General features: G+C 43.8%; 24 protein-coding genes. 12 read left to right on the top strand and 12 right to left on the bottom strand.

Going from position 1 to position 26,911, the window contains the following annotated elements:
• Positions 1–16: 16 nt before the first annotated feature.
• A complete protein-coding gene (locus tag NNC77_RS08515; RefSeq protein ID WP_153093638.1) occupies positions 17–820 on the bottom strand; it encodes an MBL fold metallo-hydrolase in 804 nt (267 codons plus the stop codon).
• A 113-nt stretch (positions 821–933) separates the two neighbouring features.
• On the opposite strand from NNC77_RS08515, the gene NNC77_RS08510 reads away from it, so the two are divergent.
• Positions 934–1,389, top strand: coding sequence for a hypothetical protein (locus NNC77_RS08510; protein ID WP_254970424.1), 456 nt, complete (start codon positions 934–936; stop codon positions 1,387–1,389).
• A gap of 116 nt (positions 1,390–1,505) precedes the next feature.
• Here NNC77_RS08510 and NNC77_RS08505 read toward each other — a convergent pair whose 3' ends face one another.
• On the bottom strand, positions 1,506–3,620 hold the full coding sequence (locus NNC77_RS08505) for a BamA/TamA family outer membrane protein (protein ID WP_228114880.1): 2,115 nt from the start codon (positions 3,618–3,620) through the stop codon (positions 1,506–1,508).
• Between the two features lie 190 nt (positions 3,621–3,810).
• Between NNC77_RS08505 and NNC77_RS08500 the strand changes: the two genes are divergently transcribed.
• From NNC77_RS08500 to hisB, 3 genes are all read left to right on the top strand, one after another.
• Entirely contained in the window at positions 3,811–4,560 is a 750-nt protein-coding gene (locus NNC77_RS08500; protein ID WP_153088593.1) for an RNA methyltransferase, read from the top strand.
• 133 nt (positions 4,561–4,693) lie between these two features.
• Positions 4,694–5,326, top strand: a complete 633-nt coding sequence (locus NNC77_RS08495) for a hypothetical protein (protein WP_181976413.1) — start codon at positions 4,694–4,696, stop codon at positions 5,324–5,326.
• A 26-nt stretch (positions 5,327–5,352) separates the two neighbouring features.
• On the top strand, positions 5,353–6,429 hold the full coding sequence (hisB, locus tag NNC77_RS08490; RefSeq protein ID WP_254970427.1) for a bifunctional histidinol-phosphatase/imidazoleglycerol-phosphate dehydratase HisB: 1,077 nt from the start codon (positions 5,353–5,355) through the stop codon (positions 6,427–6,429).
• A 76-nt stretch (positions 6,430–6,505) separates the two neighbouring features.
• On the opposite strand, the gene NNC77_RS08485 is transcribed toward hisB, so the two are convergent.
• Positions 6,506–7,567: a porin gene (locus NNC77_RS08485; protein WP_254970429.1), complete on the bottom strand. Its 1,062-nt coding sequence runs from the start codon at positions 7,565–7,567 to the stop codon at positions 6,506–6,508.
• 361 nt (positions 7,568–7,928) lie between these two features.
• Between NNC77_RS08485 and NNC77_RS08480 the strand changes: the two genes are divergently transcribed.
• On the top strand, positions 7,929–8,825 hold the full coding sequence (locus tag NNC77_RS08480; RefSeq protein ID WP_254970431.1) for a hypothetical protein: 897 nt from the start codon (positions 7,929–7,931) through the stop codon (positions 8,823–8,825).
• A 17-nt stretch (positions 8,826–8,842) separates the two neighbouring features.
• Positions 8,843–9,265, top strand: a complete 423-nt coding sequence (locus NNC77_RS08475) for a hypothetical protein (RefSeq protein WP_233338796.1) — start codon at positions 8,843–8,845, stop codon at positions 9,263–9,265.
• Here NNC77_RS08475 and NNC77_RS08470 read toward each other — a convergent pair.
• Together NNC77_RS08470 and NNC77_RS08465 are read right to left on the bottom strand one after the other, a co-directional pair.
• Positions 9,249–9,935 carry a response regulator transcription factor gene (locus NNC77_RS08470; protein ID WP_118201233.1) on the bottom strand — a complete coding sequence of 229 codons (687 nt, stop codon included), beginning with the start codon at positions 9,933–9,935 and terminating at the stop codon, positions 9,249–9,251. The two genes, NNC77_RS08475 and NNC77_RS08470, sit on opposite strands and share 17 nt — an antisense overlap.
• 34 nt (positions 9,936–9,969) lie before the next feature.
• On the bottom strand, positions 9,970–11,388 hold the full coding sequence (locus tag NNC77_RS08465; RefSeq protein WP_254970433.1) for a sensor histidine kinase: 1,419 nt from the start codon (positions 11,386–11,388) through the stop codon (positions 9,970–9,972).
• Between the two features lie 160 nt (positions 11,389–11,548).
• Between NNC77_RS08465 and NNC77_RS08460 the strand changes: the two genes are divergently transcribed.
• On the top strand, positions 11,549–13,741 hold the full coding sequence (locus NNC77_RS08460) for an outer membrane beta-barrel protein (RefSeq protein ID WP_254970434.1): 2,193 nt from the start codon (positions 11,549–11,551) through the stop codon (positions 13,739–13,741).
• Positions 13,742–13,792: 51 nt separating this feature from the next.
• On the opposite strand, the gene NNC77_RS08455 is transcribed toward NNC77_RS08460, so the two are convergent.
• Entirely contained in the window at positions 13,793–14,191 is a 399-nt protein-coding gene (locus tag NNC77_RS08455) for an FKBP-type peptidyl-prolyl cis-trans isomerase (protein WP_203054585.1), read from the bottom strand.
• Positions 14,192–14,306: 115 nt separating this feature from the next.
• On the opposite strand from NNC77_RS08455, the gene NNC77_RS16775 reads away from it, so the two are divergent.
• Positions 14,307–14,486, top strand: a complete 180-nt coding sequence (locus tag NNC77_RS16775) for a hypothetical protein (RefSeq protein WP_373121829.1) — start codon at positions 14,307–14,309, stop codon at positions 14,484–14,486.
• A 1-nt stretch (position 14,487) separates the two neighbouring features.
• Here the strand turns inward: NNC77_RS16775 and NNC77_RS08445 are convergent, their stop codons facing one another.
• The 5 genes from NNC77_RS08445 to NNC77_RS08425 form a co-directional block, all read right to left on the bottom strand.
• Positions 14,488–15,495: an alpha/beta hydrolase gene (locus NNC77_RS08445; protein ID WP_254970435.1), complete on the bottom strand. Its 1,008-nt coding sequence runs from the start codon at positions 15,493–15,495 to the stop codon at positions 14,488–14,490.
• Between the two features lie 173 nt (positions 15,496–15,668).
• Positions 15,669–17,783 carry a TonB-dependent receptor domain-containing protein gene (locus NNC77_RS08440; protein ID WP_194252917.1) on the bottom strand — a complete coding sequence of 705 codons (2,115 nt, stop codon included), beginning with the start codon at positions 17,781–17,783 and terminating at the stop codon, positions 15,669–15,671.
• A 462-nt stretch (positions 17,784–18,245) separates the two neighbouring features.
• Positions 18,246–20,816 (bottom strand): outer membrane beta-barrel family protein, encoded by a 2,571-nt coding sequence (locus NNC77_RS08435; protein WP_254970436.1) that lies wholly within the window; start codon positions 20,814–20,816, stop codon positions 18,246–18,248.
• A gap of 1 nt (position 20,817) precedes the next feature.
• Complete coding sequence (locus NNC77_RS08430; protein ID WP_254970437.1) at positions 20,818–21,582, bottom strand: DUF4974 domain-containing protein; 765 nt, start codon at positions 21,580–21,582, stop codon at positions 20,818–20,820.
• Between the two features lie 25 nt (positions 21,583–21,607).
• On the bottom strand, positions 21,608–22,099 hold the full coding sequence (locus NNC77_RS08425) for an RNA polymerase sigma factor (protein ID WP_254970439.1): 492 nt from the start codon (positions 22,097–22,099) through the stop codon (positions 21,608–21,610).
• Positions 22,100–22,340: 241 nt separating this feature from the next.
• Here NNC77_RS08425 and NNC77_RS08420 point away from each other — a divergent pair, with 241 nt between their 5' ends.
• Positions 22,341–22,829 carry a hypothetical protein gene (locus NNC77_RS08420; RefSeq protein ID WP_118189975.1) on the top strand — a complete coding sequence of 163 codons (489 nt, stop codon included), beginning with the start codon at positions 22,341–22,343 and terminating at the stop codon, positions 22,827–22,829.
• Entirely contained in the window at positions 22,816–23,103 is a 288-nt protein-coding gene (locus tag NNC77_RS08415; protein ID WP_254970441.1) for a helix-turn-helix domain-containing protein, read from the top strand. The genes NNC77_RS08420 and NNC77_RS08415 overlap by 14 nt, the downstream gene beginning before the upstream one ends.
• Positions 23,104–23,177: 74 nt before the next feature.
• Here the strand turns inward: NNC77_RS08415 and NNC77_RS08410 are convergent, their stop codons facing one another.
• A complete protein-coding gene (locus NNC77_RS08410; protein ID WP_254970443.1) occupies positions 23,178–25,481 on the bottom strand; it encodes a TonB-dependent receptor in 2,304 nt (767 codons plus the stop codon).
• Positions 25,482–26,118: 637 nt separating this feature from the next.
• Between NNC77_RS08410 and NNC77_RS08405 the strand changes: the two genes are divergently transcribed.
• Complete coding sequence (locus tag NNC77_RS08405; RefSeq protein ID WP_117585943.1) at positions 26,119–26,415, top strand: nucleotidyltransferase family protein; 297 nt, start codon at positions 26,119–26,121, stop codon at positions 26,413–26,415.
• Positions 26,399–26,746: a HepT-like ribonuclease domain-containing protein gene (locus tag NNC77_RS08400; protein WP_118065935.1), complete on the top strand. Its 348-nt coding sequence runs from the start codon at positions 26,399–26,401 to the stop codon at positions 26,744–26,746. The genes NNC77_RS08405 and NNC77_RS08400 overlap by 17 nt, the downstream gene beginning before the upstream one ends.
• Positions 26,747–26,911 lie beyond the last annotated feature (165 nt).

Here is a 26,911-nt window from a genome sequence, read left to right as displayed (position 1 = left end):
TAGTTTTACACCTGCCCTACACCAGGTTAAAGATTTCGCTCGGCGTCTTGCGCTTCAATACTTCCAGCTGGAAGTCCTTGCCGGCTATGATGCCTTTGCTGCGCAGGATCTGCTCCACGGTTTTGCGTGCCAGCTCAGGATGGTTGTTCTCCTCGCTGAGATGACAGAGCCAGACGTGATGAAGCTCCGGTGTAGCATAATTGGCAAGCGCCTCGCCACAATCGTCGTTGCTCAGATGACCGTTATCTCCCAGAATGCGCTCCTTCAGATACTGGGGATAATGACCCTGCTGGAGCATCTCTACACTATGGTTCGCCTCGAGCACAAGATAGTTGGCACGGCCGATAAAGTCGTGCATCTCTTCGGTAATATGGCCCACATCGGTGATGAGGCAGAAGTTCACACCTCCGCACTCCACGAAATAGCCAACATTGTCGGTACTGTCGTGGGGTACGCCGAACGGAGTAATCTTAAACTCGCCCAGTGTGAAAGTTACATTCTTCTCTATCACACGAGCATGGTTAGGCTCTATCTTCTTTCGAACACAATAGTTGCGCTCGATGCCTTGATGTACTTTACGGGTCGTATATACCGGTAGATGATAATCAGTACTCAGACTCCCCACCGACTTTACATGGTCGGCGTGGTCATGGGTGATGAGGACGTGATGCACATCCTCGAAGCGAAGTCCATAGTTATGGAAATGCTTCTTCAATATTCTTATTCCTACTCCTACATCTATCAGTATCGAATCCGTATCAGTGTAAAGATAATAGCAATTGCCACTACTTCCACTGCCAAAGGATATAAATTTCAGCATTTTAATTGTTATTTTCCATGCAAAGTTAGCAAAAAAGATTCTTATTACAAAGTTTTTTACTATCTTTGTGCCGAAATATCGCAAAAAAATAGAATTTTTAAGATTTGAGAATCATGATGAAGAAGTCGATGATAGGTTTATGCATAGCTGTGGCATGCATGACCGCAAGTATATTCAGCCTTTCGGGATGTGAACCTCACGAAGGCAGCGAGGATCAGCTGAAGGCTGATGTTGATTCGTTTGCCAACTATTATTTCAACTGGCATTTCCCGAAAGCCGTGAAGTATTGCACCCAGGAATCGGAGCGCTGGCTGCGCTATGCTGCAAGTAATGTGAACGAGACCGACGTGGAACTGCTGCGCCAGAAACCGGAGGATGCCAGCATCGAGATTACGGATATTGATTTCGGTGATGATGAAACAAGTGCCACCGTTACCCTTACGGTTCATAATTTTCTGCAGATGGACAGCATCGGACAGGATCCGCAGCTCATAGAACAGGCCGATTTCCAACTGCCGATGTGTATGGAAAAGGGGCTCTGGAAGATTAAGTTGGATAAATTGCCTTGAAAAAAGTAAGGAGTTTCTGATGGGCATCATAATCAAAAAGATGCCATACAGAAACTCCTGGCTATTAACTATAAACTGTTAACTATAAACTGTTAACTATAAACTATTAGCTGCATTTAGAACGGCAAACCTACTGCGAAATGGAAGGCGAAATCGCGGTCTAGTTTCGGGTGGATAATCGCCCAATGCTCTTCCTTCGTTCCGTAGGCTGGATTGATTGCCTTCATACCCATATCCAGACGGAGGATGAAGTAATCGAAATTCAACCTGAGACCTAAGCCATAGGCTACAGCTATCTGTTTGTAGAATTCATCTATCTTGAACTGGCCGCCAGGCTGATCCTGATAATTGCGAAGTGTCCAGATATTACCGGCATCGATAAACGCTGCACCCTCAAACTTCCAGAAGAGCGAAGTGCGGTATTCGGCATTCAAGTCGAGCTTCACATCACCCGTCTGGTTGATGAAATCTATTCTGCCGTCAGTTCCCTTAAACTTGCCCGGACCTAATTCTCTTACGCCCCAACCTCTTACCGAGTTGGCACCACCCGAGAAATAACGCTTTTCGAAAGGCAGCACCGTACTGTTGCCGTAAGGATAAGCCACGCCGATACCCGCATGCAGCGCCAGAGCATTGCGCTTATCAAACTGCATCAGATGGGTATAATCTACATCAAACTTGGCATATTGGGCATAAGCTATATTAAATAATGTACGCTGCCCCTGGCTGTTCACCTTGAAACCAAAAGCCTTGGAAACACCGTTCAGCAGATTGCCCGAACTCTCTACATTCACTCGCACAGCATCTACCCCATCGCTATAACTCAAACCGAAACCCATCTTCATGATAAACAGGTCTTCGTAATTGTAGCGGAGGATGGCATTTCTGTTTTCTGCATTATCGAGATAGTCTCTCTTAAAAGTCTCGGATATCCATGGCATATACACATAGTTGAGATCGAGCAGGTCGAAACGCCAGGCCAGATGATGACGCGGTTCTGTCCAGCGATAACGCCAGGCAGTAGAGAATACGCGGCGATGAAACTCCGGACGGTTCTGAAGATTCCAACTTGCCGACAACTCGCTGTTTGCCGTCTGTCTTCTTCTGAAATTTCTTGAAAGGAAAGGCGCCAAGAAACGAGGGAAAACCAGTTTGCCTTCAACCGAATATTCAGTATAGTTCTGATCCTGATACCCCTCCAGACCGGTAATAGCCTCGTAAGCTCCACGAAGTTCTATGCTCAGCTGCTCACTACCTCTGAAGAGATTTCGGTTGGTATAAGTGAGCGAAGCAGCAGCTCCCAAGTCGCCCGCCGTATTGGTTCCTTCCGGCTGGAAGGCAATGGTAGAAGGCTTGTTGGTACTGATCTGGATATTGCAATCCATCTGCCGGCTGATGCTATCCCTCTCCATTTCGTTCTCCGTAACCTGGTTGCTGTCAGGAACTTCAGAGAAACTGATGTTGGTATACTTCACCGCCTGCAGACGGGCAAAGTTGTTATAGGTGCGCTGCAAGGCAGCAGCGCTGTAGGGACGGCCTTCTCTGAGGGCAGTGGCATTGAGCAAAACCTGATGGCGCAGATGGATTCGGTCGCTGTCATTACTCAGATAGTTGATGTTTCTGATTTCATATCGGGGATGATCAACCTCAGGAGCATTACTGTTTGCCTTATACTTCATCAGGTGGAGCGTCAGGGCGATATCCTTCTGTCCCGCAATCGTATCGGCAGAAAACTGGATAAAATCTTTATGAAAGCGGAAATAGCCATCATTGGTCAGAAGGCTGGAGATACGCCTGCGCTCATTATCCAATGTTTCTACCGTAAATCTCATACCCGGCTTAATCTGCTGATTATCGGGGTTATCGAGATGCAGAAGTTGCTGGATATGTTCATCTTCCACCTCATATTTCACCTTACCTATCATAAAAGGTTCTCCGGGATGCAACAGATAGGTAGCATCCAGTTTCTTTCCTTTCTTGGTGGTATAGAGCGACACTCCGGCATGCATGAAGCCCTGGTTCTGCATGGCGGTAAGCAGATCCTGACAGGAGAGCCGCGCCTGCAAAGTATCGTAGATGACAGGCTTCTTGCTGAAAGGATTCTTGAAGAGCGAGAAGAGTTTCGGTTTCTCTTTCTGGCGCACATACTGCTTGAGCGCCCCGGCATTATACCCTGCCGAGTCGCTCTTCACTTCCACCTTATTTAATATATACTCCCCTTCCGGCACCATTTTGCTTGAAGAACAAGATGCTATGAGCAGCGGCAAGGCAAGTAATGAAATCTTCTGTATTTTCAAAATATCTATCGTTTTTGATATGCAAAGATAATGCAAAACAAATTAAATACAAAATATTTAGCACTTTTTATTTTGAAATGTCTATATTTTATGTTACCTTTGCACACATATAGACAAAAAATAAATGATTAGCAAGAATAAAATAAAGTACATACGTTCGCTCGAACTGAAGAAGAACAGAAATAAAGAAGGAAAGTTCGTGGCAGAAGGTTTCAAGGTGGTAGACGATCTGCTCGCTCTGCAACCTGCCGACCTGATTGTGGCTACCGGCGAATGGCTCCGGGGCAAACACTTCGGGGCTGAAACCGAAGTGATAGAGGTTACTGATGAAGAACTGAAGAAGGTGAGTTTCCTACAGCATCCGCAGCAGGTGCTTGCCGTATTCAGACAGGCAACATCAGGAGATTACTCTATTAATACCAGCGAACTGAGTCTGGCGCTCGACGGCGTTCAGGACCCAGGCAATCTGGGCACCATCATCCGCATCGCCGACTGGTTTGGCATCACCCATATCTACTGCAGTCAGGATACTGCCGACGTATACAATCCGAAGGTGGTGCAAGCCACGATGGGCAGCATAGCAAGAGTGAAGGTAGAATATGGCGACCTGCTGGGACTGGTAGAATCACTTCCTGCCGATGTTCCCGTTTACGGAACCCTGCTCGATGGCGACAACATCTATCAGCAAACGCTCGAAAACCGAGGACTCATCGTGATGGGAAACGAAGGAAAAGGTATTTCGCCTGCTCTGGCAAAAAAGGTGAACCACAAGCTGCTCATCCCTAACTTTCCGGAAGGTAGAGCTACCGCCGACAGTCTGAATGTGGCTATCGCTACCGCCATTACCTGCTCAGAATTCAGAAGAAACTTTTAAAGGTAAAAGGGTAAAAAAGTAAAAGGGTAAAAAACTTTTAAAGGTAAAAAATACAAAAGCGATAATTAGAAATTAAAACAAGATAGTTATGGAAGTAAATGAATTATTTAAGCACCGAAGTATAACTTCCTGCATGAGAGCATCATACGATACCATAACAAGTGACTTCAGATCACTCGTAAAACAGACATGGACTACCCATGTTCCATTTGCTGTATTGCTGGCTATCGTACTCTATTTCCTCCTCCCCAACAAACCGCTTCACGATTGGGGAGCCGTGAATCCGATGGCTTCGTTCATTCTGCAAACCATCATTTACGGAGCCACTATCGTAATGGCTATCGTATCATTCTGGCATCTTCTGCCAAGAAAGCAGCTGTGTCCTAAGGGCGAAAAGCGCAAGATAGGAAAATCCCTCCTCCGCATTCTCCGCCACTTCGGAGGTTTCTTTCTGACCAGTTTTCTCGGCATGATTATCGTAGGCATCGCTACCTTTATCGCAGCCCTGCCTTCCATCATCCTCATCATCGCACAGTTCTATTCACAGCTCGGTGCACTTGATGGCGACCCGCTCGGTGTGCCGGGTTATTTCACCCCACTCCTCTTCCTGGTGTTCACCATCACCTTCCTGCTCATCATCTACGCCCTGAGCTGGCTCGGCATTTCACTTGCCTATCAATTCGGCTCTTACAAGGTGCAAGACGAAGAGAAACAGAGAATGAAGGAAAGCCAGAAAATGGCAACTACAGAGATAGAAAAATATTAATCGTATTAACATAATATATAAGAGACATGAAACAGACAAGATTACTCTTCATCGACCGCGATGGAACTCTGATTCAGGAACCAGAGGACGAACAGATTGACAGCTTCGAGAAGCTGGTATTCACCAAGGGCGTGTTCCGCAATCTCGCCTTCATTGCCCAGCACACCGACTACGAGCTGGTGATGGTGAGCAACCAGGACGGACTGGGCACCGACTCCTTCCCAGAGGACACCTTCTGGCCAGTACACAACTTCATCATCCAGACCCTGGAGAGCGAGGGCATCCACTTCGCCAAGCAGCACATCGACCGCCACTTCCCGGAGGATAACTCGCCAATGAGAAAGCCGGGCACAGGCATGCTGACCGAATACATCGACAATCCTGCCTACGATATGGCAAACAGTTATGTAATCGGTGACCGTGAAACCGATGCCCAACTTGCCGAAAACCTGGGTTGCAAGAGTCTGATTCTCGGAAAGGATGGCATGGACTGGGACAAGATAGCCGAGATTCTCTTTGCCGGTGACCGTATCGCAGAAGTGAAGCGCACCACCAAGGAAACGGATATCTACATCAAGGTAAATCTCGATGGTTCAGGCAAATGCGACATTTCTACCGGTCTCGGTTTCTTCGACCACATGCTGGAACAGATAGGCAAGCACGGCATGATGGACCTCACCATCCATACCAAGGGCGACCTCTATGTGGATGAGCATCATACCATTGAGGATACGGGTATTGCACTGGGCGAATGCCTGCTGCAGGCGCTGGGCAACAAGCGTGGCATCGAAAGATACGGCTACAGTCTGCCGATGGATGATTGTCTCTGTCAGGTGGCATTGGATTTCGGTGGCCGTCCATGGCTGATCTGGGATGCAGAGTTCCACAGAGAGAAGGTGGGCGAAATGCCAACCGAGATGTTCAAGCATTTCTTCAAGAGTCTGAGTGATGCGGCAAAGATGAACCTCAATATCAAGGCTGAGGGCGAGAACGAGCATCACAAGATAGAAGGCATCTTCAAGGCACTTGCCCGTTCGCTGAAAATGGCGGTAAAGAGAGACATCTACCACTTCGAACTTCCTAGCTCTAAGGGAATGCTGTAAGGAGTTTATAGTTAAGAGTTTATAGTTTATAGATGACTGTTGCTATAAACTATAAACTCTTAACTATAAACTATTATTAGAACTTTGTCATGAACTCCACAACAATCTTATCTTTTTCTGAAACTTTAGCTATACCACCTTTACGATAGAAATATTTCTCGTAGTTGATACGGATATCAGAGATGAATGGCTTGGCAAGGCTCAGGGTTACACCGCCCGTAACACGATGGCGCTTGTAATCATTAACCTTCAAGGCACCAAGCTCTGTATCAGAACCGCCATATCTTGTACCATCACTGTGGTCGCTCATGAAATCATATCTTGCCAAAGGCGAAACCTTCCTGATGAGGCTCTTAGGATTAGCCACCGGAATGTCATAGCATACGAAACCATCGAATGCATGAACATCGTGGAAGGCATCCTTGCTGTAATGCTTGTAAAGATACTCAGCTTCAGCAATGAAACCACCCTTGTGGAAGGTGATACCGCCATCATACATCGTTACCGTAACATCAGATGGCTTGATCTTCTGGGTGCTCAACACCAGGTTCACATTCGGGAAGAGGAACTGAGCCTTGGCTGAATAGTTAACGCCCTTGGTCCAGTAATCCTTCTGGTTGGTCAAGCCCGAACCGTTGAAGATACCGGCATTCACCACGATTGGGAAACCTACATTCCAGGTGTATCCTATTTCGGCACCCACGTCGCGCACGTTGCCCACCTGCTTGGCGATGAACGAGCGGTTGGCGAAGTACTGCTGATGAGGAGAACGGTGAGCATCAATAGTGAATGGCACGCGCTTCTGACCGATGGTGAACTGCAGAGTCTTCCAAGGCTTGATGCGGGTATAGGCATCGAGCATCTTGATCTTACCCTCGTCGCAGAGGTCGATTTCTGCCTTATAGCTTACCTGAGGTGTTACATTGCCAGCCACGTTGATGCGGGCTGTGCGCACCTCGAATCGTCCCTCCCCTTCTTCGGTCTGGTACTCATACTTAGAGCGGATGGTTCCACCAATGGTCATGGTCTTGGTGAACTCCTCGATGCCCTTCTCCAAAGAGCTGTTTCCAGAATTCTGGGCATTCATTCCCATTGACACCATCGTGAGTGCCATCAACAAATACGTTTTCTTCTTCATGTCTTATCTTTCTTACCTTATTATTATATACACGAAAATCTGATTTTGTTTATTCCGAATGAAATCTTTTCCGATGATGCGGAAAGACATCTTCTTCATTTCGACTGCAAAGGTAAGGAGAAGATATTTCTACCGTAAAACATAAGTATTACAAAGCTGTTACATCACTGATTTTCTGCACCTGTAATATCATTGTAATGATGGCAAAAACAGAGGAATAAACCACTTCATCCGCAAATAAAATAAAAGATATGTCTATATCTCAATTTTTTATGCTATCTTTGCACAGAAATGTGCGAAGGTAGCATTTTTTGTTTACCTTTCGCCTCTTCTTGCATCATAAACTCTAAAAAGGAAAGAAATGAAGAAACTAGAAGATATAACCTATCGCCACGAGCTGATAGAGCGCTACCTCGATGCTGATACCAGCGTGGAGGAAGAACAGGCATTGGCTGATTTCTATCGCCATTGCGAGAATAAGGATTTAACGGATGAGGATCTCGACATCAGAAACCTGATGCTGGGAATGGAGAACTATACTCCGAATATTCATCAGGTGGAAAAGGAAGATAAACAGTCAGATATGAAAGAGATGTCCCTTGCAACTTCTAAGACGCACGAAACAAGATGGGTACGCCTCTCAGCCCTTCTTCTCGCTACGGCAATGCTGGCAGGACTCATCTTCCTGCTCTTCCCTATCAAGGATTATTTCTCATCCTCTTCCGAACAACCTGGTCTTGCCAATCTGGTTCCTACAGAGCAGATGGTTCGTTCGCAGCCATCTTCCGAGGATGAAGACGGGAACCTGAACGCATACGAAAAGATGGAACGTGCCGACTCCCTCTTCCTGGCTGCAACCCAGAATATCGTGACTCCACAGGAAATGAAGTCAAGCAAGATGGCCCTTGCCAAAAGAAAGAATATCGCAGGAAGAAGTGAGAAAGATGCTGGGAAGACAGCAGAGACCTCTTTAGGTAATACGAAGAAGACTTCAGAAAACAAAGAGAAGACTTCAGAATATGCCGAAAAGACCTCTTCTGAAACAGAAAGAAGCATTCATGAAGATTTCAATCAGATTTATGAAGTAGCCTCTGCCGCCCTGCCTTCTGCCGAGCAGCTTACCATCAACCGCCAAGGCGATAACATCGTTATCTCAACCCTGGACAACGACGGCAACATGCAGCATTACACCATCAATATCACAGAAACACAAGATGGTAGTTATCAGCTACTTCCATTGGCACAATTAAACGAATGATAAAACATTTCACGCTTATGAAAAAGTATATTTTCACCATTGCATTTGCCCTGCTGGGCATAACCAGCAGTATGGCATCCAAGGCAGATACCCTGCGTATCTACAGCATCGACGGCGAGCGCATTCCAAACTTCACCGGCAAGGAACTCATCGGTAAAACCATCAAGAATTACCAGGTAAACACCAACGTCCTGCCGGCACCCAAAAGAGATGTGATAGAGATTCATATCATCACCACTACCACACCTCCTGCCCCCAAGCCAGACCCTCACTATCTGATCAAGGGCAGAGAGCAGGAGCTGAGCAAAGAGGAATTCAACAAGATTTCTCCCAGCAAGATCAGAGCCATCGAGATCTTGAAAGAGGGCACCAAAGCCATTCAGGAAAGAGGCCTGAAAAAGGATGGCAGAAGCTACATCATCGTTACTCTGGAGAAATAACAGACAAAACGTATCCCTTTTTCTTCAGCGACTCAATCTTAACGGTCGCATCATGCTGAAGAGCATGGCGGAGATACGTCATCTGCACATTCACAGCCAGGGAGTTGGCATAGCTCACGGTACCCCACACCGCCTCCTGTATCATCTCCTTGCTTACTACATTGCCGATATTCTTCGCCAACAGACGGAGGATGTCGGCTTGTCGGCTGGTGATGAGCACACGAGAGGAACGGGTACGAAGCTCATTGTTATTATAGCAGAAGGTGGTTTCACCGAAATGATACACCTCCTCTTCTATCGTCTCACTCTCATTCATAGAGAACCGCTCCTCTATTCTTGCCAGCAACTCTTCCGGATAGAAGGGTTTGGCAAGATAATCGTTTGCCTTCAGGGAGAAACCTTTCAGCCGATCATTCTTCTCCGTACGGTCGGTGAGAAAGAAGATAAGCACCTTCGGGTCGATAGCTCTGATGCGCTCAGCCACCTCATAGCCATCCATCTCCGGCATATTGATGTCGAGCAATACCAGATCGGGCTTCACTTCCGGGAACTGCTCCCATGCCTTCTTGCCATTGCCGGCATAAGTCACATCGTAGCCATGCTGCTGCAGGAAACTCTTCAGCAACATGGAATACTTCAAGTCATCGTCTGCAAATAATATCTTGATCATTTTTTCTGTTCTTTATAGCGTTAAACCGGATGCATCAGGAGTGCTGCGGGATGACAATCGAAATCCTGGTTCCCTTTTCCACTTCGCTCTGCATCATTTTCCTGCCCCCATGGGCCTTCACAATCATATCCACAAAACTCAAACCCAAGCCGATGCCCGGCTGCATCATATCCGGGTAAGCATTGCTGCGATAGAACTTCGTCCAGACTCTCTGCTGCTCGTCGGGCGAAATTCCGATACCATTATCTGATACAGAAATCATGACTTCCCCCTTCTCGGTATCTCGACAGGCAACATGGATATTGACAATATCGCCGGAATACTTCACCGAGTTCTCCATCAGATTGCTGACCACATTCAGAAGCTGGTCTCTATCTCCCATCATCCGGTCGGAAGTGCGCTGGTAATCGAGCGAAACATTCACCTCCTTCTGTCTGTTCTTTCGATACACAGCCACCAGATTCTGCAAGGCGGCGTGGATATCGAAAGAAGTTATCTGGAGCGGGATATGTTCCTCTGCCCTGATTACTTCCCGGAGTTTGGCGAGATAGGCGGTCAGGTTATCGCTCTCCTCTCTTACGGTCTCCATGATAAGGGCATTCTCATCCTTCTCATCTGTCTTTTGAGCAGAGAATACAGATACACACATCTTCAGCGTCTGCACGGGGCGTTTCAACTCGTGAATCATCGTATGCACAAAGTCGCTTCGCATCTTATCCACCTTCTTCTGCAGGAGCATCACCTTGATGAGATAGGCTATACTCAGGAGAAGCATGATGGTAACCAGGAGACTTCCTATCATCTGCCACATCATTCCCTTCAGGATGGGCAGCATCGGCACCTGCATCCTCATCTGCATCGACTGATACTGGATAGGATTGAAAGGCACTTCTACCAGCATTTCGTGATGAAACAAGGTAGGAGGCTCTACGATTCTTGTCTGCCAAAGGCGATGCTTACCCGTCTTCATCTCAGACTCGATGAACCCATTGCCCAGTTTCCTACTGACGAAACGATCAAAATGCACCTTGTCAAAACGGGTAAGCTGGTAAGTGATGTAAGTATTCAGGCAATCAAAAGAATTATTGGAATCCGTCTCACGCAAATCGAAAGTATCTCTCTTCTCCATCACGTTGCCGAATCCCGGCTTGCTATACACCACTCCACCAATGATTGTATCCGTATCCAGCGGAGAGCAAACCGTAGTACAGGGACCCTTGAAGTCTGAAAAATATGCCGAGACGACATAACCGATATGTGATTTTTCTTTTACCGCCGCTCCGATATTTGTCAGATAGGCAATAATCGCCTGTTCCGCCTTTTCGGCGTTTTTCTTCCCCATCTCTCCCATCGAATAGATCACGCTATTGTATAGCCAATAAGTCTGCAAGCCTATCAGCAGGAAAGAGGAAAGGATGGCGAGCAGCCAGACTTGTTTGATTCTTCTATTCATATCATTTTTTTTTTTTAGTGCAAAGGTACGAAGATTTCATTATACATAATAAGGTGAAGCAAGATTATTTTGCCAGCGTAATGTTTCAGTAATGATTATTTGCGATTTTGAGCCCGAAAAGCTGTTCCTTTGCAGACGAAAACAAAAAACAAGGAAGAATATGAAGAAAGAAACAGTTATATGTGCGATGCTAGCCACCGCCACCTGTGCAACAGCACAAAACGAGATTTTCCCGGCATCCGGAGTTTCCGCAGACTCAGAACAGACGGAAAAAGATTCAATCAAAGCTGATAAGGAGGCCGAGATTCAAGCCGTAACCGTAACAGGTCATCGCCCGATGTACAAAATGAGAAACGATGCCCTGGTTACCCGTGTCCGTAATACTCCTTTGGCAAAGGAGCCAACGCTGGAAGATGTATTGAAGCACATACCCGGCATGAAACAAACCGCCGATGGAACTCTGGAAGTAAACGGACTGGGAGCCCCCACCATCTACCTCAGCGACAAGAAGGCGACTTCAGCCGAACTCTCTCATCTCGATGTGAAGCTGATAGATGAAATAGAACTCATTACCACTCCTGGTGCAAAATATGATGCAACGACGGGAGCCGTACTGAGAATCCTGACGAGAAGAACAGACGAGGGTATATTCGGCAAGATGCAGGTGTATGATAAGTTGAGCGAGGTGAACACCAACCACGAGGAATTGACTCTGGGTTGGGTAACGAAGAAAATTTCGCTCACAGGATTTTACGGTTACACAGACAACCGTTACAATGTGCATCAGCCACAGGAAGCGCTCGTAAGAGCCAAAGATGGCGAATATCTCTTCGGAACCGACCGCCATGGCAAGAACAAGGCAAATCATAACGCTACAGAACTCAACTTCGACTGGTTGCTCAGCAAGCAACACGAAGTGGGAATACAATGGGAAGGGCTTTGGCTGAATGGCGGTAGAAGCGAGAAACAGCAGCAGTACTATCGCTATCCTAACCCAGCAGGAGAAGATACAAATAGAGAGATGAAGCTTTCTGATGCGGATGGCGAGATGAAGTATTTTGATGCGGAGAGCCAGCAATGGGGACACCAGCGCAGTCACCACTTCAACCTCTTCCATCTGGCTAAATGGTCGAAGCATTTCTCATCACAGATTTATCTGGACTATGCCAGGAACAAGGATTCTGACAGCCAGCCTATCACGGAGAAAGAAGGTAGCGAGATGCAGGAAACCCTCAACCGCTCTAATTCCAACTACGATATCTATAGTGGAAAAATCGAAGTCAAGCAACTCATCTCTGATAAACATTCCATCAACTATGGTGGCGAATGGAGCCTGATGGAAGGCAAGGGAAAAACCGAAAGTTCTGCCGATATGCTTGGAACTACGGAATACAAAAACCACGATACCAAGACGGCTGCTTACCTGCAATATCAGGGTGAAGCAGGCAAATGGAACTGGTGGGCAGGCATCCGATATGAGCATCTCACCTCCCGATACACCAATCTGTCGGAGATATCTCCCGATAATATGGAGCGCCATTACGACCAATGGTTTCCATCGTTCGGTATCACTATCAAAGAACCATCATGGCATCACTCGCTCAGCTTCCGCACTACCACCGCCCGACCTTCTTTCAGTCAGCTCAGTGGGAACATCTACTATACCTCGCGCTTTCAGTATCAGATCAGCAATCCGAAGCTACAGCCTGTCAACACCTATCGTCTGACCTACTCGGTGCAGTGGAAAGATTTCATGGGAATGCTGAGATACACCCGTACCGACCACTCCATCATGTACGTGCATGAGATGCCGGAAGACAAGCCCGTAAGATACGTGAGTACATTCATGAACTTCAACAAGATTCAGAAATACATGGCATATCTCAACTGGGGTCACGTCTTCGGCTGCTGGCGCCCAAATGTAAATGCAAGCATCACTTACCAGCGCTTCTCCGTAAATGATCATAAAGAGCTAATCAGCTATAACGGAGCAACTTGGAATGCATCGTTTGACAATTACTTCACGCTACCAAACGACTATCAGCTGTCGCTCTCCTACAGTTTTGACAACGGAGGACAAGTGGGCAAAACGAAGTTCAGCCCCACTCAGAACTGGAGTCTTGGTGCCAACAAATCGTGGATGGACGGCAGATTACAGGTTGCCTTCAGTGCCAACGACCTCTTCCATCAGCAGCTCTTCAAGGAGCGAACCCACGAGCATGCCGTTGACTTCTCCCAGACTGAGGATTACAAGCTATGGAGCTACAAGTTGACCGTAACCTGGAAATTCAACAAGCGCAAGGGAAGATACAACGGCATGAACAGTGCGGAAGATGAATTGAACCGACTATAGCCGGACAAGACTCTCTTATCTTAATGATCTTTATAATTTCAAGTATCCGGGTTATCCCACTCCCAGCAGTTCTACTTCGAATATCAGGGTAGAACCGCCTGGGATGCCCGGCTGCGAGAACTTGCCGTATCCCATCTCGGCAGGGATGTAAAGTTCCCACTGGTCGCCCACGTGCATCTGCTGCATGGCAACAATCCAGCCATCTATCAGGTCGCTCAATCGCATGGCGAAAGGCGTACCGCCACGGCTGGAATCAAACTTCTTGCCATTGATGGTCCAACCGGTGTAATGAGCCGTCACGATGCTGCGTCGGCTAGGCTGTGCTCCCTTCGGGTCGCCCTGCTTCAACACCTTATAATATATACCACGAGGCAGCGCCATAACGCCCTTCTCCTTTGCCTTTTCCTCCAGCCAACGTTTGTTGGCCTCAACATATTCTCTTTTTGCCATAAATCTATTTGGATTCTTGATATACTATGATTTTTGCGCAAAGTTACAAAAATCTATCGTATCTGCAAAAGAAAAAGGAGAACTTTTCTTCTTTTATCAAAGAAAAGCAGTACCTTTGCACCCTAATCAACCAAAAATACGATATGCCACAATCACTACATATTGCAATTATTGGTGGGGGTGCCGCAGAATTCTTTGCGGCGAAGTGCTCGACATCGATGCCATCACCGGCGGCTTCAATCTGCAGGCTGCCTGGACCACGGGGTATGTGGTGGGACAACATATAGGAGAATAGCCTATTCCTCTTTAGAAACAAAATCTTTCACGATGCGGGTGTATTCCTCGTGATGGTCGCGATATGCCATAGCATGAACGGAGCCTTTAGAGATGAAGATGGCTTTTCTGCCTTTCGTCTTTGCCTCGTAAAGGGGATGAAGCATGGCGTAGGGCACGAAGGCATCCTTATCGCCATGGATAAAGAGCATCGGTTTGGTGCTCTTGCGAACCTGCTCTATCTGCTGAGCCTCGGCAAAAGACCAGCCGTAGCGATGATGGCAAAGGGCGGAAGTGGTATTCATCAGCGGGAAGGCAGGCAAGCCAAACTGGTCTTTGAGCTGAGCGGAAAACTCATCCCATACGCTGGTATAGCCGCAGTCCTCCACAAAGCACTTCACGTAATCGGGAGTCTTCTCTCCCGATACTGCCATCGTGGTTGCCGCACCCATCGAAATGCCGTGAATCACCTGACGGGTATTCTTCACTCTCCGTTCTTCACCCTTCACTTTAAAAATCTCATTGGCGATTTCCGACCATTTGATCACATCCCATCTATCCTTCCATCCCATCTGGATATGGTCGCCCTCGCTCTCTCCATGTCCATACAGATCTGGCAGGAGCACATTATACCCCATATCGTGATTATAGAGATAGGCGATGTGCAGCATTCCCTCGGAGCGCACCTGATAGCCATGCACCACCACGGCAGTCTTTTCCGTAGTCTTCGGTGCATAGAGATAGATGGCATGGGCCTTGTAGCCCGATGGCATCGTGACAAAGGTATCCCTCACGCAATGGTGCTGATACACAGAGTCCATCCAGCCAATCATCCAGGGGCACTCGTTCTTCATTCTGTTCTTCCAATGCTCAGCTGTCATTCTCTCCTCCTTCGGATAGTTAAGCGAATAATTGAGCATATAGTTGCTGGCACCATACAGTCCCAACATCATGAGCACCACTAAGCCCAGAGCCGAAGCGATGCCAATCTTTCTTATCTTTTCCTGTTTCATCTTCATTCTTATTGCCATTACATATATCTATTATTGAGTTTCCGCTGCAAAATTAAGGAAAAAGATGGAAATGGCAAAGAAACGGAGGAAAAAATCCTGTTAAATTGAAGCATAAAGCTGCATTTATAAGGGTATATGAACTACGACTAACAATCGATAAGCATATCCCAGAAAGGATAGAGTTTAAACATTTACAATCTATCCATTTCCTTTTTCCCTGCCCCTTTACCTTTATATTTTGTTTTAACTGTATTAAACTTATATCTTACGATACATTCCACTGCCCTTACAATCGCAGCCTTTTCAATATAGACATCATTCATTCCGCTGAAAATGGTAAAAGTATTTTTGCGGGCAGTATTAAAGATGTCATTTGCAGACAACTTGACATTCCATTTTTCAGATAAGTCCTTAGCCAAAGAAAGATTTATCTGTCCAACACTCCCCATCTTAATATTCTCACTATTTCCCTCACTACGCCAACTGTAATTTACTGTCGCCATATAGTTGTTATGGAATTTGAAAATATTATTGAACTTAACTACAACCAAAGGATTGTCCACGTGTTTTATATTTCCTCTGTAATCAATCTTGTAAAATTGCGAGACAACACCACATGCCAATACAGGATAATAGCATTTCCAAAGGAATCCGGGCATAAAAGAAGCCATTATCTGTAAGTTAGACAGACTGTTTCTAGAATTTTCCTTTTTGAGCAAAGCAATAGTCTTCGCATCATCATAATATGTATATGATGTTATTATTTGGTTTTGCACCTTTTTATAATTAGCAGTTAATGCCAGCCAGCGATACCTCAAATTTAAAGAGATGTTGTCGCTATAGGATGGTTGCAAATACGGATTTCCACTTTGATAGAGATATTTGTTAACATAGTGAACCGTGTTGCTCAACTGAGAGTACAATGGACGACAGCATTGCTTAGAATAGCTCAGCTGCACCATAGTTTTTCCAATGGGCAGAGACAATGAAGCAGTCGGGAAAAACTTATCATAAACTTGTGACTGTTCGTGATTTTTTCTGCCACCTATAAAATATTCACTGTTCACATGCTCATACCTGCCACCGATACGGAATATTACATTGCCTAGATGCTGCATAGTTTCAACGTAATATGCCATATTCAGCTCCTGTATTTTATTGTTCTCGCCTGCCATAATGCTATTTTCACTTTCTGAATTTTCCTCACGGCTACTATTGGTGAAATCTACTCCAAAGCTAAAATTTCCTTTAAGAAACGGGTGTGACGCATATAATTCCGTTGCCATTAACCTAGCATGCCCAACATCTTTTATTCCGAAATCCTGATTGATACCGATTTGCTCTATAACATTTTGATTTTCACGTGTTTTTTTCCACATTAAATCAAAAGTCATTTCCAAATTCCATTTTCCCCAAACCCCATGGCAATATCCATCTAACAAATGTTCCAAATCTCTTAATTTGATATCCTTGTATGCAGAAGTCTCACTTTCAATTACATCATTAGAATATAATGATGACATAATGCTCGAATTGGTCTTTATTGGAGCATAAGACACTTGGTAAAATGCGCCAAATGAGAGTTTTGGAGACGAGGAAAAATCAAATCCCCATTTACCATCAATCAACTTTGAGTGCTGTGTCGATTTCATAGTCGTATTCTGCTGATGATGTGATGAGAGCCATGAATTCTGAACATTTTTACTAAAGTTCGTATTCTTGCCTTTCTCAAATCCCAACGTTCCAAAAACATCCAAATTGTCAATTCTATAGTTCAAGTCCAAATTGTCTTTGCCATACATATAATTACGACAACCAAAAGTAGCAATGTTATCAAAGGAGAAACCATCCCCAACCTTTTTAATGGTTGTTATCTTTATGATGGAACCTACGGTTGAAGCATAACGTGAACTTGGATTCGTTATAACTGTTATCTTATCTATTTGGTTAGCCTTCAATTGCTCAACTTCTATATTATTGCGGACAATATGTCCATTGATATAGAAGACTGGTTTTCCCTTGCCAAAGACTTCAATGGAACCATTATTATTCAGTACACCAGGCAACATACCCATAACATCTTTTGCAAAACCAAGTTTTTCCAAAACGGTACCTTTGACTTCTGTCACAAAGCCTTCGCTGTTCAACTTTGCCATAGGGCGGGTTGCTCTAACAACAACCTCCCTTAATTGCAGAGTATCCTTTCCAAAATTTTGGTTAGCGATACCAGTCTGAGCTAAACAGATTTGAGCTAAAATCAAATGAAATATAATACCAACAAATCTTTTTACCTTAAAATCTAACATTTTCATCCGTTCCTATATCTTTTGTTTTATATATGTTTTTATTTCATCATTATTCTAGTACAAAAGTACACATTATTATCCAAAGCCATTACATCTCTTCCGTTAATTTTGTATAACTGCATCAAATTACCGATTCCATCCAGTTCTTCATCCCTCCTAGCCTGAATGTATTCCCGTTTTTTGTCATACATCATCTCTTAAAAAACCTAACTCATAGAGTTAACATCCAAAAGTCATAGAGTTACGGGGAGAAAAGCATAGGGTTACGAGAAGAAAACTATAGGGAGAAAAGCTAAAAAAGCATGATTTTGACTCCAAAATCACTGAAAAAAAAAACACGGACAAATTGAATTTGTCCGGCTCTTTTGTCCGACGGCTTATAATATTCTAAATATCAACCACTTAGAACCAACCGGACAAATTGTCCGGACAAATTCAATTTGTCCGTGTTTTAAAAATGAGCTATAATCTGCTCTTTTCTGCATTACCAGCACCCGTACCCTTATACTTGCTCTTGGTGGCATTGAAGTTATAAGTTACATTGACCAAGAACATGCGGGTATTATCTATACCGGTTCTGGTGAAGTGCGCATACGAATTATTATATTTCCAACTCTCGTTCTGACCATGAAGCAAATCCTCTGCTTCCAATCTCACAACCAGTCGGTTGTTCAGGAACGACTTGGAAATAGACGCATCAAGGGAATTCCATGCATAGTTGACACCCAATTCGCTATAATTACGCGACTGGTAAGCGTATTCCAATCGAGCCTTCCAATGATGTGGCAATACCCAGGTATTCTCCAAATCCAGATAGAGAGAAGGACGGTTGGCATTATAGTCGTTGACGTATTTGCTGGCATCAAAGAACTGATTGACCAGACCTACCGTATAGTCAAGATGCCATAAGCCTATCACCGGAGTAGCCTCAAGATAGAACTTCAGGTTCTGAATCTTATCTACATTCTCGTAATATGACAGGGCTATATCCTTATTGCCCTGGAATGGCTTCATCATATATACCGAGGCATTCTTGTTGTAAATATATTCAGCAGAGAAACTCAACCAGGAATATTGCGCATCCCATTCCAGATGATAGGCATCCTTTGGTCGCAAGTTCGGATTACCGCTTTCATAGGAATGACGACTCGTATATCGGGTATAACCGGAAAGACGGAAGTAACTTGGTCGATAGGTCTTCGCCGTGAAACTCAACGAAGAATGCCACTTGCCCTTGTCATATCCCAAGGATACATTAGGAAATACATTATCATACTTTCTGCTCATATCCGGATTGAGCACTCCTTCGGCATAATAGTCTGATTTTACATGCTCATATCTCACACCGGCATTCAGGGAATAATCTCCCAACGACCATGCAGCCTCAGCAAAAGCGGCTATGTTCTGTTCCTTGATTCTGGAATCATTGGATGCAGCCACACCACCCTCGTTCTGGTTGTTGGTATGACTATCAGAATTTGTGTATTCCGAACCAAAGTCTATGTTCAACTGGTCGGTCAAAGGATAAGAAACAACCAATTTACCGGCAAGCAACTTTCCTTTGGTATGACTATCTGAACATACAATCTGGTCGCCCAACTCAGTACTGGTTTCGGTGGCTTTCTGTATCTGGTCTTTCGTCCGCCACATAGCAGATGCATTCAGGTCTATACTCCACTTGCCTATCTTACCATTATAATAAAAGTCAGCCTGATGAATAGGAGTCTGCTTGGAATCAGACTCATCGTTGAGATAATTTACATCTCCCTGGTGAACTCCATCCTGAAAGATGGAATAGTTCTGCCTAACAGTAAAATACTTAGTATTGCCAGAACCAAACTTATATTTCAGACCGATGGTATGATTTTCGTTGAATTCATAATTGAAACCCAGATTGGCATCAGGTCCATAATCTCTAGAATCAATGCGCCCTACTGATTTTTGATATATCTGATGCTGATTTCCATTGATATATTCATCCAATCCCAACTTATCATAGAAATACGAATCTGACCACATCAATCCACCGAATACATCCAGTCCACCCACACGGTAATTGAGATTAGCCTGCTCTTGCCAGGTATTCTTCATGGCAAAACCATATTTTGCCTGGAAATTACCACTCCATCCATAACCTTGCTTCTTGACCGTGGTTATACGAATCACCGAATTGACCTGGGCATCATACTGCGCACCAGGAGTCGTGATAACCGTCACGTTCTTCACATCCTTTGAAGATATGGTTTGCAATTCATTTTTGTCGGTCAGCTTTCTGCCATTGACATAAATCTCCGGTGTGCCTTTTCCAAACACCGAACAGTTTCCATCCTTATCCACACGCACTCTTGGAACCTGCTTCAACAAGTCGGCAACCATACCTGCATCACTCAGTATTGTACCCTGCACCTGGGTCTGGAATCCCTCGCGAGTCAGTTTTGTCTTGGGGCGAACCGCCTTCACTATCACCTTCTGCAGGTTCATCGTTGCCTCCTTCAGAGTAATTGAACCAATCTTACCTGTATTATATGTATTGCTTGTCGTATTATAGCCCACGCAACTTACTCTTACTATCACCTTTCTGGCTCCACAGGGAATCACGAACTGGCCGTTCTCATTCGTCACACCGCCATTAATCAATGAAGAGTCACGAACATTCAGCAGGGCTACATTGGCGAAATCTACAGGGCGTTTCTTATTGTCGATGATACGGCCTATCATCTTGGTGGGAGTCTTCTGCGTACACTCCACAAAGATGTTTTCGCCATCTATCGTCATCTTCATCGGATAGAAGCCCATAATCTGGCGGATGGCATCCGGAGCAGTTCGCTTCACGATACTTGTGGTAACCGTGAAATCTTCCAGTTCATCATACATAAAGTTGATACGATAATCCTTGGTGCTCTTGGCAAGGATGGTGAGCGCTTCTGACATAGAAGTATTGCGGAAGCTGCGGGTGATGCGTTGGGCATAGATGGTCTGAAGAGAAAGGCTCATCAAACCTGCCAGCAGCATGATATATCTTAATCTTTTCATCTTATTCCACGATTAAAGTTTGACCTTCATGACGAATATTCACTTTCTCGAAATGATTCATCAATTCGATGATATCATCCAGACTCATGTTCTTCTCCAGTTGCAGGAAGAGACGGATATGGCGAGCCGACTCGTTCTGATAAGTTACCTGGAGATGGAAATGCCCGGCAATAGGAGTCAGGATATTCTGAAGCTCAGCGTTTTCGTAAACCAATGGGAGCTGGGCAAGACTTGCAGAATCTGCCTTTTCTTCTATGTTGGATTTCTGAGGAGTAGAAACCTGCTGGATAGAATCCTTTCGGGATGATACGAGTTCGGTATTGCTGTTATCTGATGCCTGATGAGAACGGGTTACCAGATGAATGGCAGCAAAGGTGATGCCGGAGACGACAAGGACGGCTGCAACGGCAGCCACCTTTCTCATCGGGCTCCAGAGAGGAAACGACTTGGTGGTTTGCTGGGTTTCTGCATTCTGACTCATCTCTTCTTTCTGCTGCTTTTCTTCTTTCAGCTTCATCTCATCTTTCAGCTTCTCCCATTCTGCATCAATCGAAGGCATCTTCATTTCTTCCTTCGACTTGGCGAAATCCAGAGACTGTCGGGTCTCTATCAGCTGCTGATAGAGTTCGTTCACTTCCTCATCGCCCAGAAGTTCATCCTTCTGGGTTTCGGAATACTTTTCGGGATGCTCCAGGAGATCGAGGAGCATATCCCATTTCTGAGAATCCATCTTCTGAGGATTTATGTCAGATAATTCATGTTTCATTTTCTTTCCTTTCTTCATTTTAGGGTTATTGTTTTCCTTTCAACTTTTCTCTGAGCGTTCGCAAACCTTTTACGATATGCTTGTTCACTGCCGAGACGCTGATGCCCAGCTCCTCCGCCGTATCCTTATACGACATTCCTTCCCGATAGCACAATCGGATGACGGAAGCAGTCTGGTCGGTCAGGTCGTGGTCGATGCAATCCACGGCAGCCTGCCATCGCTCTTCCAGACGAGAAGGTTCTTCCTCCGTCAATTTCTCTTCCGAGAGAGGGAGAAGCCGTTTCAGTCGTTCATCTCTCTTCTTTCTGGCTATAAGATTGATGCAGGCATTCTTCACACTCCGCATCAGGTAAGCCCGGTCTGGAAGCAGCTGTTTATCCCACAATCTGGAGAACACATCACTCACCACATCCCTCGCCTCCTCATTATCATGGAGCAAGGCAAAAGCGAAGCGATACATCTGCTCGTAATGGTCGTGGAACAGCCGTTCCATCCGCTGTTCATTTTCTTCTGTCATCACGTCATTTTCTTCTTGTTTCTACTCTTATATACAAGCTTTTCTGAAATTAATTACCCCTAAAATGAAGAAATTTTCTACTTTCTTTGGAAAAAACGATGCAAAGGTAATCCTAATTTCATTATAAGACTAATAAATAATAGTTAAAAAACATATCTACTCTTCATTTTTAAGTTAATTTATAAACAACTTAAAGAAGATTGTATTATCTTTGCAACGAAATAACTTAAAAGTTAAGCTTATGGAACAGAAGTACAACATAGAGCTTATAGAAGAGTATGAAGATATAAACTTCTATAGTATTCATCTTGAAGGAGAAGAACTCTCTGAATTTGAAAATTTCTTTGAGAAATTTCCAGAAGGATGTTCTTACGATGAAGAAATAGATGTCGTCATTTCATGGTTGGACAAAATCTCCGAACGAGGAGCTTTGGAACGTTATTTCCGTCCGGAAGGCCACTATGGAGATGGTGTTGGAGTTATCCCAATAGATATTGGTAACAAGATTCGACTCTACTGTATCAGATTATCTAACAAAATTCTGATTTTCGGAAACGGAGGAGTCAAAGATGCTAAAAGTTGGCAACAAAGTACAACACTAGCTCCCTATGTAAAACTCTTGATAGATACAAGTCGTTTCATTCAATCGAGAATTAAAGATGGAACAATTGTATTAGTTGACAAAGAAATAATTGGAAATTTAAACTTTACAAGAAATGAAAAGAAGTAAGATTTTAGAAGAACGCCGCAAACATGTTGATCCTGAGATTCGCAAGTCTGTAGATTTGTCTTTCCAAATCGTAGATAGGATACATGACATTCTGGTTTCTAAAGGGATGAAGCAGAAAGACCTAGCCCTTCTACTCGGAAAACGGGAAGCGGAAATAAGCAAATGGATGCGGGGAACACATAATTTTACAATAGACACTCTTGTATCTATTGAGGATGCTCTCCAAGCTCCGATATTAAATGTAGTTCATCAGGATTTAGAAATATGTATATAAAATTTTAACCGGTCAAGCAAAGAGCAAGCCAATATGGTTTTGCCTTCGCTTGACCGATTTCAAACCTAAGAACTCTACTTTTTCAAAATAGAGATACCCTCTTCTGTGCTATTCAAGACTTTGCCGAGTTTATGTTTCTTCTCAGCATTCTTGCGGAAAGTATATCTTAGAATTACCCATGGACGGAATTTCTGGTCCTTGTAATGATTCTCTATTACAGAATGGAAAGATCCGTCAACCGTCGTCACCTTGCTTTGATATTCACCCGTAAGATGCTGTAAGCAGACACCCATATAAAAGTTTGGCGTAAAATTGAAATTTACCTGAAGATTGGCAACTGACGGATGCTTATATCTGGTACAAGCCAATGCCGTGTAATCTCTTGAATTATAATCTACATCACCATAGAATGAAAAGTTTTTCACTTGTGCGTTAAAGCCAAATGAAGCATAAGCAGAGTTTTTGGCATCTTGCCCCATATAATGATCGGCTTTCCAGCCCCCACCGGCATAGACCCGTCCCCACTTAAAACGATAACTCAAATCTGCGCCTGCTGATACTCGGGAGAAATGCCCAGTGTTGGCATAAGTGCTATAATAAATGCCCCCATCGGAATAACCGTAGTTTTCTATCACATCACTTACGTATTTATACCCAACAGTAGGGATAAAGTAGATTTTTCCGACATTCAAAGTATATGACATAGAGGCGTAATGTGTCATCTGAGGTTTCAGATTCGGGTTACCTAAACTTACAAACAATGAATCTGTTGATGTATTGTAAGGATTCAGATAGGCGACATTCGGAGCCATATTTGTAAGCTGGTAACTTAAGCGAACAGAGTTGTGTTTGTTGGCTATCCATGTCATACTAACATTGCCCCTTGGACGGAAATAACTGTAGCTGGCTTCGCCTGCCTTTGCCCATATACCCTCCATTCCTATTGATGCATTATAGCGTAATTGCTTGAAAGAACCACCATAACCTACATACACATATTGATTATAGCTATGATGTTTGAAAAGAGGATTTTCACCAATGGCATTATCGATGTCATCCATAATAAGCGTACTATGACTTCCCGCTATAAGAGAGCTATTGTTAGCATATTCTTTGGAATAGTCTATATTAAAACTTCCAGAATGACGCTTGTTGTTATATAGAGTATTAGCATCAACCTGCTGCTCGTCGTAATAATCTACACGATTGGCACTATAATCGTTTTTATTGAAATTGTATGCTAAGCGCAACTCCAAATCACTACTTTTTGAAAATGAATGTTTGTAATACAGACTCGTGGTGAGAATATTACTCTTATTCTTATCAAAGGATTGAAAGCTATACAACTGCGAAATATCCGTAAGATAATTTCCCTGTGCCAAGCTTTTTCCTTCTGTAGAATTATATGAGTCGTAGAACTGAGCCGCAAAGTAATCATTAGACGTAATCAGATACTTCAGTAACAATTCCCCTATCCATTTGTGAGTGTCATTACGAGTTGACTGGTCATAAGTCTGTTTATAACCTGTGTTCGTGCGATTAACAGAAGATTCCACATCTTCATGATATTTATAGTGATAGGCAGCTCTACCATAAAGACTTATCTTATGGTTTCCCACTTCAAAATACCCCACACCAAAACCATTGCCAACAGGAATTTCATGACGTGTTGCCCCTTCAAGCCATAAATATGGTTTGGTATGTCTTTTTAGCTTTATGTTCAAAATACTCGTAACACCTTCTTGCAAATAGCGGGCAGATACTGAGTTTACAACCTCAACAGACTCAATGTCTGCTGGAGAAATCGGTCCGATACCCGAATTGACCATATTGCCATTGATGAGAATCAAAGGAGCTTTACCGTCAAGTGTCTTTACAGACGAAGTATTAGCATCTGATATGATGGCAGGAATCTCCTGCAAAGCTCTGAAAGGATTGCTCATTTTCTTGGCTGCAGACGACAGATAGAACACTTCACCATTAGCTGTCCTTTTTACTATTTGGCTACGGTCTGCAACAACTGTCACTTCTCCCAATTCCTTTGCCTCTTCTGTTAACTGAAAATTACGACAGGTTGAACCTTTTATTTTAAGAGAATCACTTACCGACTGATAACCCAAGCACGTCACCTCTACAATATAATTACCGTCAGGAATATTCTTCATTGAAAAATGCCCTTTTTTATCAGAAGCAGTGGTTTTAAATATCTTTCCATCTAGTATAAGCAGGACATAGCCATCTGCAATTCCGCCATTTCCTTCCTTCGACACAATTTCTCCATGAAAAACATTCTGCTGTGAAACTCCAGAATTGGGCTCCTGCGCTTTTACTATGACTAATGATAACAAGCTGATTATAACGAATAAAAATCTCCTCATATTTCTTTCGAGTTAGTAAAACCTTATATTTCGCTTACAAAAGTACAAAAAAAAAACAACAACAAAACAAAACGACAGAATTTAACCATATTTAACTAAAATATAACAAAACAACAAAGGGGCTTAATAAAAAACATCGGTCAAGCAAAGAGCAAACCAATATGGTTTTGCCTTCGCTTGACCGATTGTCATATATTCATTGTTTTAAGAGAGTTTCTTTCTGGAAAAAGCTACATGAAGCGATTATAATCTCATAAAGAATCCGTGTAATCTCTCCCGATGTCCTTGAAATTACATGGCGACGCAGGAATATCTGTGTCGTGATGTAGGAAAGATTACGTCGCAATGTGGTAAAGTCTACATCGGGACGTAATTTTTTGGGGTATCTATAAGGTCTCATATCAAATTCTTTTTTGATTTAACATCGAGCTTATATGCACACGAAAAAGTATTTTCATATACATCAGTCTTTCTTTTTTCTGTTACTTATAATCCATACAGTTGAGCCAAGCGAAAAACTAAGCAAAACATAGATTATTTTCGAAAAACCGATGCAAAGGTAATAAAAAACTAGAAAAAAGCTTGCTCTTTCGAATAAAAAGTGTATCTTTGCACCAAGAAACAACATCATTATATTATGGGTAAACGAGCCATCATAGAAGCTTTACGCCATTATTTCAGCACCCAACCCGTACTGAAAGCCTGGCTGTTCGGTTCTTTCTCCAGAGGGGAAGAAACGAAGGATAGCGATGTCGATATTATGGTTTCTTTGGACAAGAGCAAACCTATTGGTTTAAAATTCTTCGGCATGTGGAGTGATTTGGAAGAACTCTTAGGTAGAAAAGTTGATTTGGTATCAGAAGGAACCTTACTTCCTTTTGCACAGGAATCAGTAGAACGTGATAAAATCTTAGTATATGAGAGAACGAAGTAGAGATAAAAACCGCCTAGAGCACATGCTCCAGGCGATAGAAAGAATCTGCCGATATACAAAAGGTAAAAACTTTGAGGATTTTATCGCAGACGACATGATGTATTACGCAGTAGTCAAGAACATCGAAATTCTTGGAGAAGCATCGAATATGCTAACTGAAGAATTTCGACAAGCGCATCCTAAGACTCCTTGGAAACAAGTGAACGGCATGAGGAACTATATCGTTCATGAATATTTTCAAGTTGATAACAACGTTGTTTGGGATGTGATTACAAACGACCTTCCGATATTAGAGCAACAAATAAAGGAGTATCTAACTGAAGAAAAATAAAAACATCGGCCAAGCAAAGAGCAAACCAACATGGTTTTGCCTTCGCGAGAGTGTAAATTAAACTGTGTCAAGCTACAATAAAAGTAGTTTAACACAGTTTTTATATTATGGACAACTTAGAAATTGATTACAAGAAAGCAGCTCAGCAGTTGCGTAGTGGTGAAG

Origin of the sequence: Segatella copri (genome assembly GCF_024330485.1) — a bacterium.
Lineage (GTDB): Bacteria > Bacteroidota > Bacteroidia > Bacteroidales > Bacteroidaceae > Prevotella > Prevotella copri_L.
Note: the sequence above shows the minus strand (reverse complement) of the source record. Positions and strands in the feature narration are given on the sequence as shown.

Bases quoted from the DNA above. Each gene is read 5' to 3' on its own strand.
- NNC77_RS08415 (WP_254970441.1), top strand. From the start codon at position 22,816: ATGAAAAGAAGTAAGATTTTAGAAGAACGCCGCAAACATGTTGATCCT.
- NNC77_RS08495 (WP_181976413.1), top strand. From the start codon at position 4,694: ATGAGAGCATCATACGATACCATAACAAGTGACTTCAGATCACTCGTA.
- NNC77_RS08500 (WP_153088593.1), top strand. From the start codon at position 3,811: ATGATTAGCAAGAATAAAATAAAGTACATACGTTCGCTCGAACTGAAG.
- NNC77_RS08480 (WP_254970431.1), top strand. From the start codon at position 7,929: ATGAAGAAACTAGAAGATATAACCTATCGCCACGAGCTGATAGAGCGC.
- NNC77_RS08445 (WP_254970435.1), bottom strand. From the start codon at position 15,495: ATGGCAATAAGAATGAAGATGAAACAGGAAAAGATAAGAAAGATTGGC.
- NNC77_RS08465 (WP_254970433.1), bottom strand. From the start codon at position 11,388: ATGAATAGAAGAATCAAACAAGTCTGGCTGCTCGCCATCCTTTCCTCT.
- NNC77_RS08430 (WP_254970437.1), bottom strand. From the start codon at position 21,582: ATGAAACATGAATTATCTGACATAAATCCTCAGAAGATGGATTCTCAG.
- NNC77_RS08405 (WP_117585943.1), top strand. From the start codon at position 26,119: ATGGGTAAACGAGCCATCATAGAAGCTTTACGCCATTATTTCAGCACC.
- NNC77_RS08400 (WP_118065935.1), top strand. From the start codon at position 26,399: ATGAGAGAACGAAGTAGAGATAAAAACCGCCTAGAGCACATGCTCCAG.
- NNC77_RS08455 (WP_203054585.1), bottom strand. From the start codon at position 14,191: ATGGCAAAAAGAGAATATGTTGAGGCCAACAAACGTTGGCTGGAGGAA.
- NNC77_RS08470 (WP_118201233.1), bottom strand. From the start codon at position 9,935: ATGATCAAGATATTATTTGCAGACGATGACTTGAAGTATTCCATGTTG.
- NNC77_RS08420 (WP_118189975.1), top strand. From the start codon at position 22,341: ATGGAACAGAAGTACAACATAGAGCTTATAGAAGAGTATGAAGATATA.
- NNC77_RS08440 (WP_194252917.1), bottom strand. From the start codon at position 17,783: ATGTTAGATTTTAAGGTAAAAAGATTTGTTGGTATTATATTTCATTTG.
- NNC77_RS08460 (WP_254970434.1), top strand. From the start codon at position 11,549: ATGAAGAAAGAAACAGTTATATGTGCGATGCTAGCCACCGCCACCTGT.
- NNC77_RS08515 (WP_153093638.1), bottom strand. From the start codon at position 820: ATGCTGAAATTTATATCCTTTGGCAGTGGAAGTAGTGGCAATTGCTAT.
- NNC77_RS08410 (WP_254970443.1), bottom strand. From the start codon at position 25,481: ATGAGGAGATTTTTATTCGTTATAATCAGCTTGTTATCATTAGTCATA.
- NNC77_RS08505 (WP_228114880.1), bottom strand. From the start codon at position 3,620: ATGGTGCCGGAAGGGGAGTATATATTAAATAAGGTGGAAGTGAAGAGC.
- NNC77_RS08435 (WP_254970436.1), bottom strand. From the start codon at position 20,816: ATGAAAAGATTAAGATATATCATGCTGCTGGCAGGTTTGATGAGCCTT.
- NNC77_RS08425 (WP_254970439.1), bottom strand. From the start codon at position 22,099: ATGACAGAAGAAAATGAACAGCGGATGGAACGGCTGTTCCACGACCAT.
- NNC77_RS08510 (WP_254970424.1), top strand. From the start codon at position 934: ATGATGAAGAAGTCGATGATAGGTTTATGCATAGCTGTGGCATGCATG.
- NNC77_RS08485 (WP_254970429.1), bottom strand. From the start codon at position 7,567: ATGAAGAAGAAAACGTATTTGTTGATGGCACTCACGATGGTGTCAATG.
- hisB (WP_254970427.1), top strand. From the start codon at position 5,353: ATGAAACAGACAAGATTACTCTTCATCGACCGCGATGGAACTCTGATT.
- NNC77_RS08475 (WP_233338796.1), top strand. From the start codon at position 8,843: ATGAAAAAGTATATTTTCACCATTGCATTTGCCCTGCTGGGCATAACC.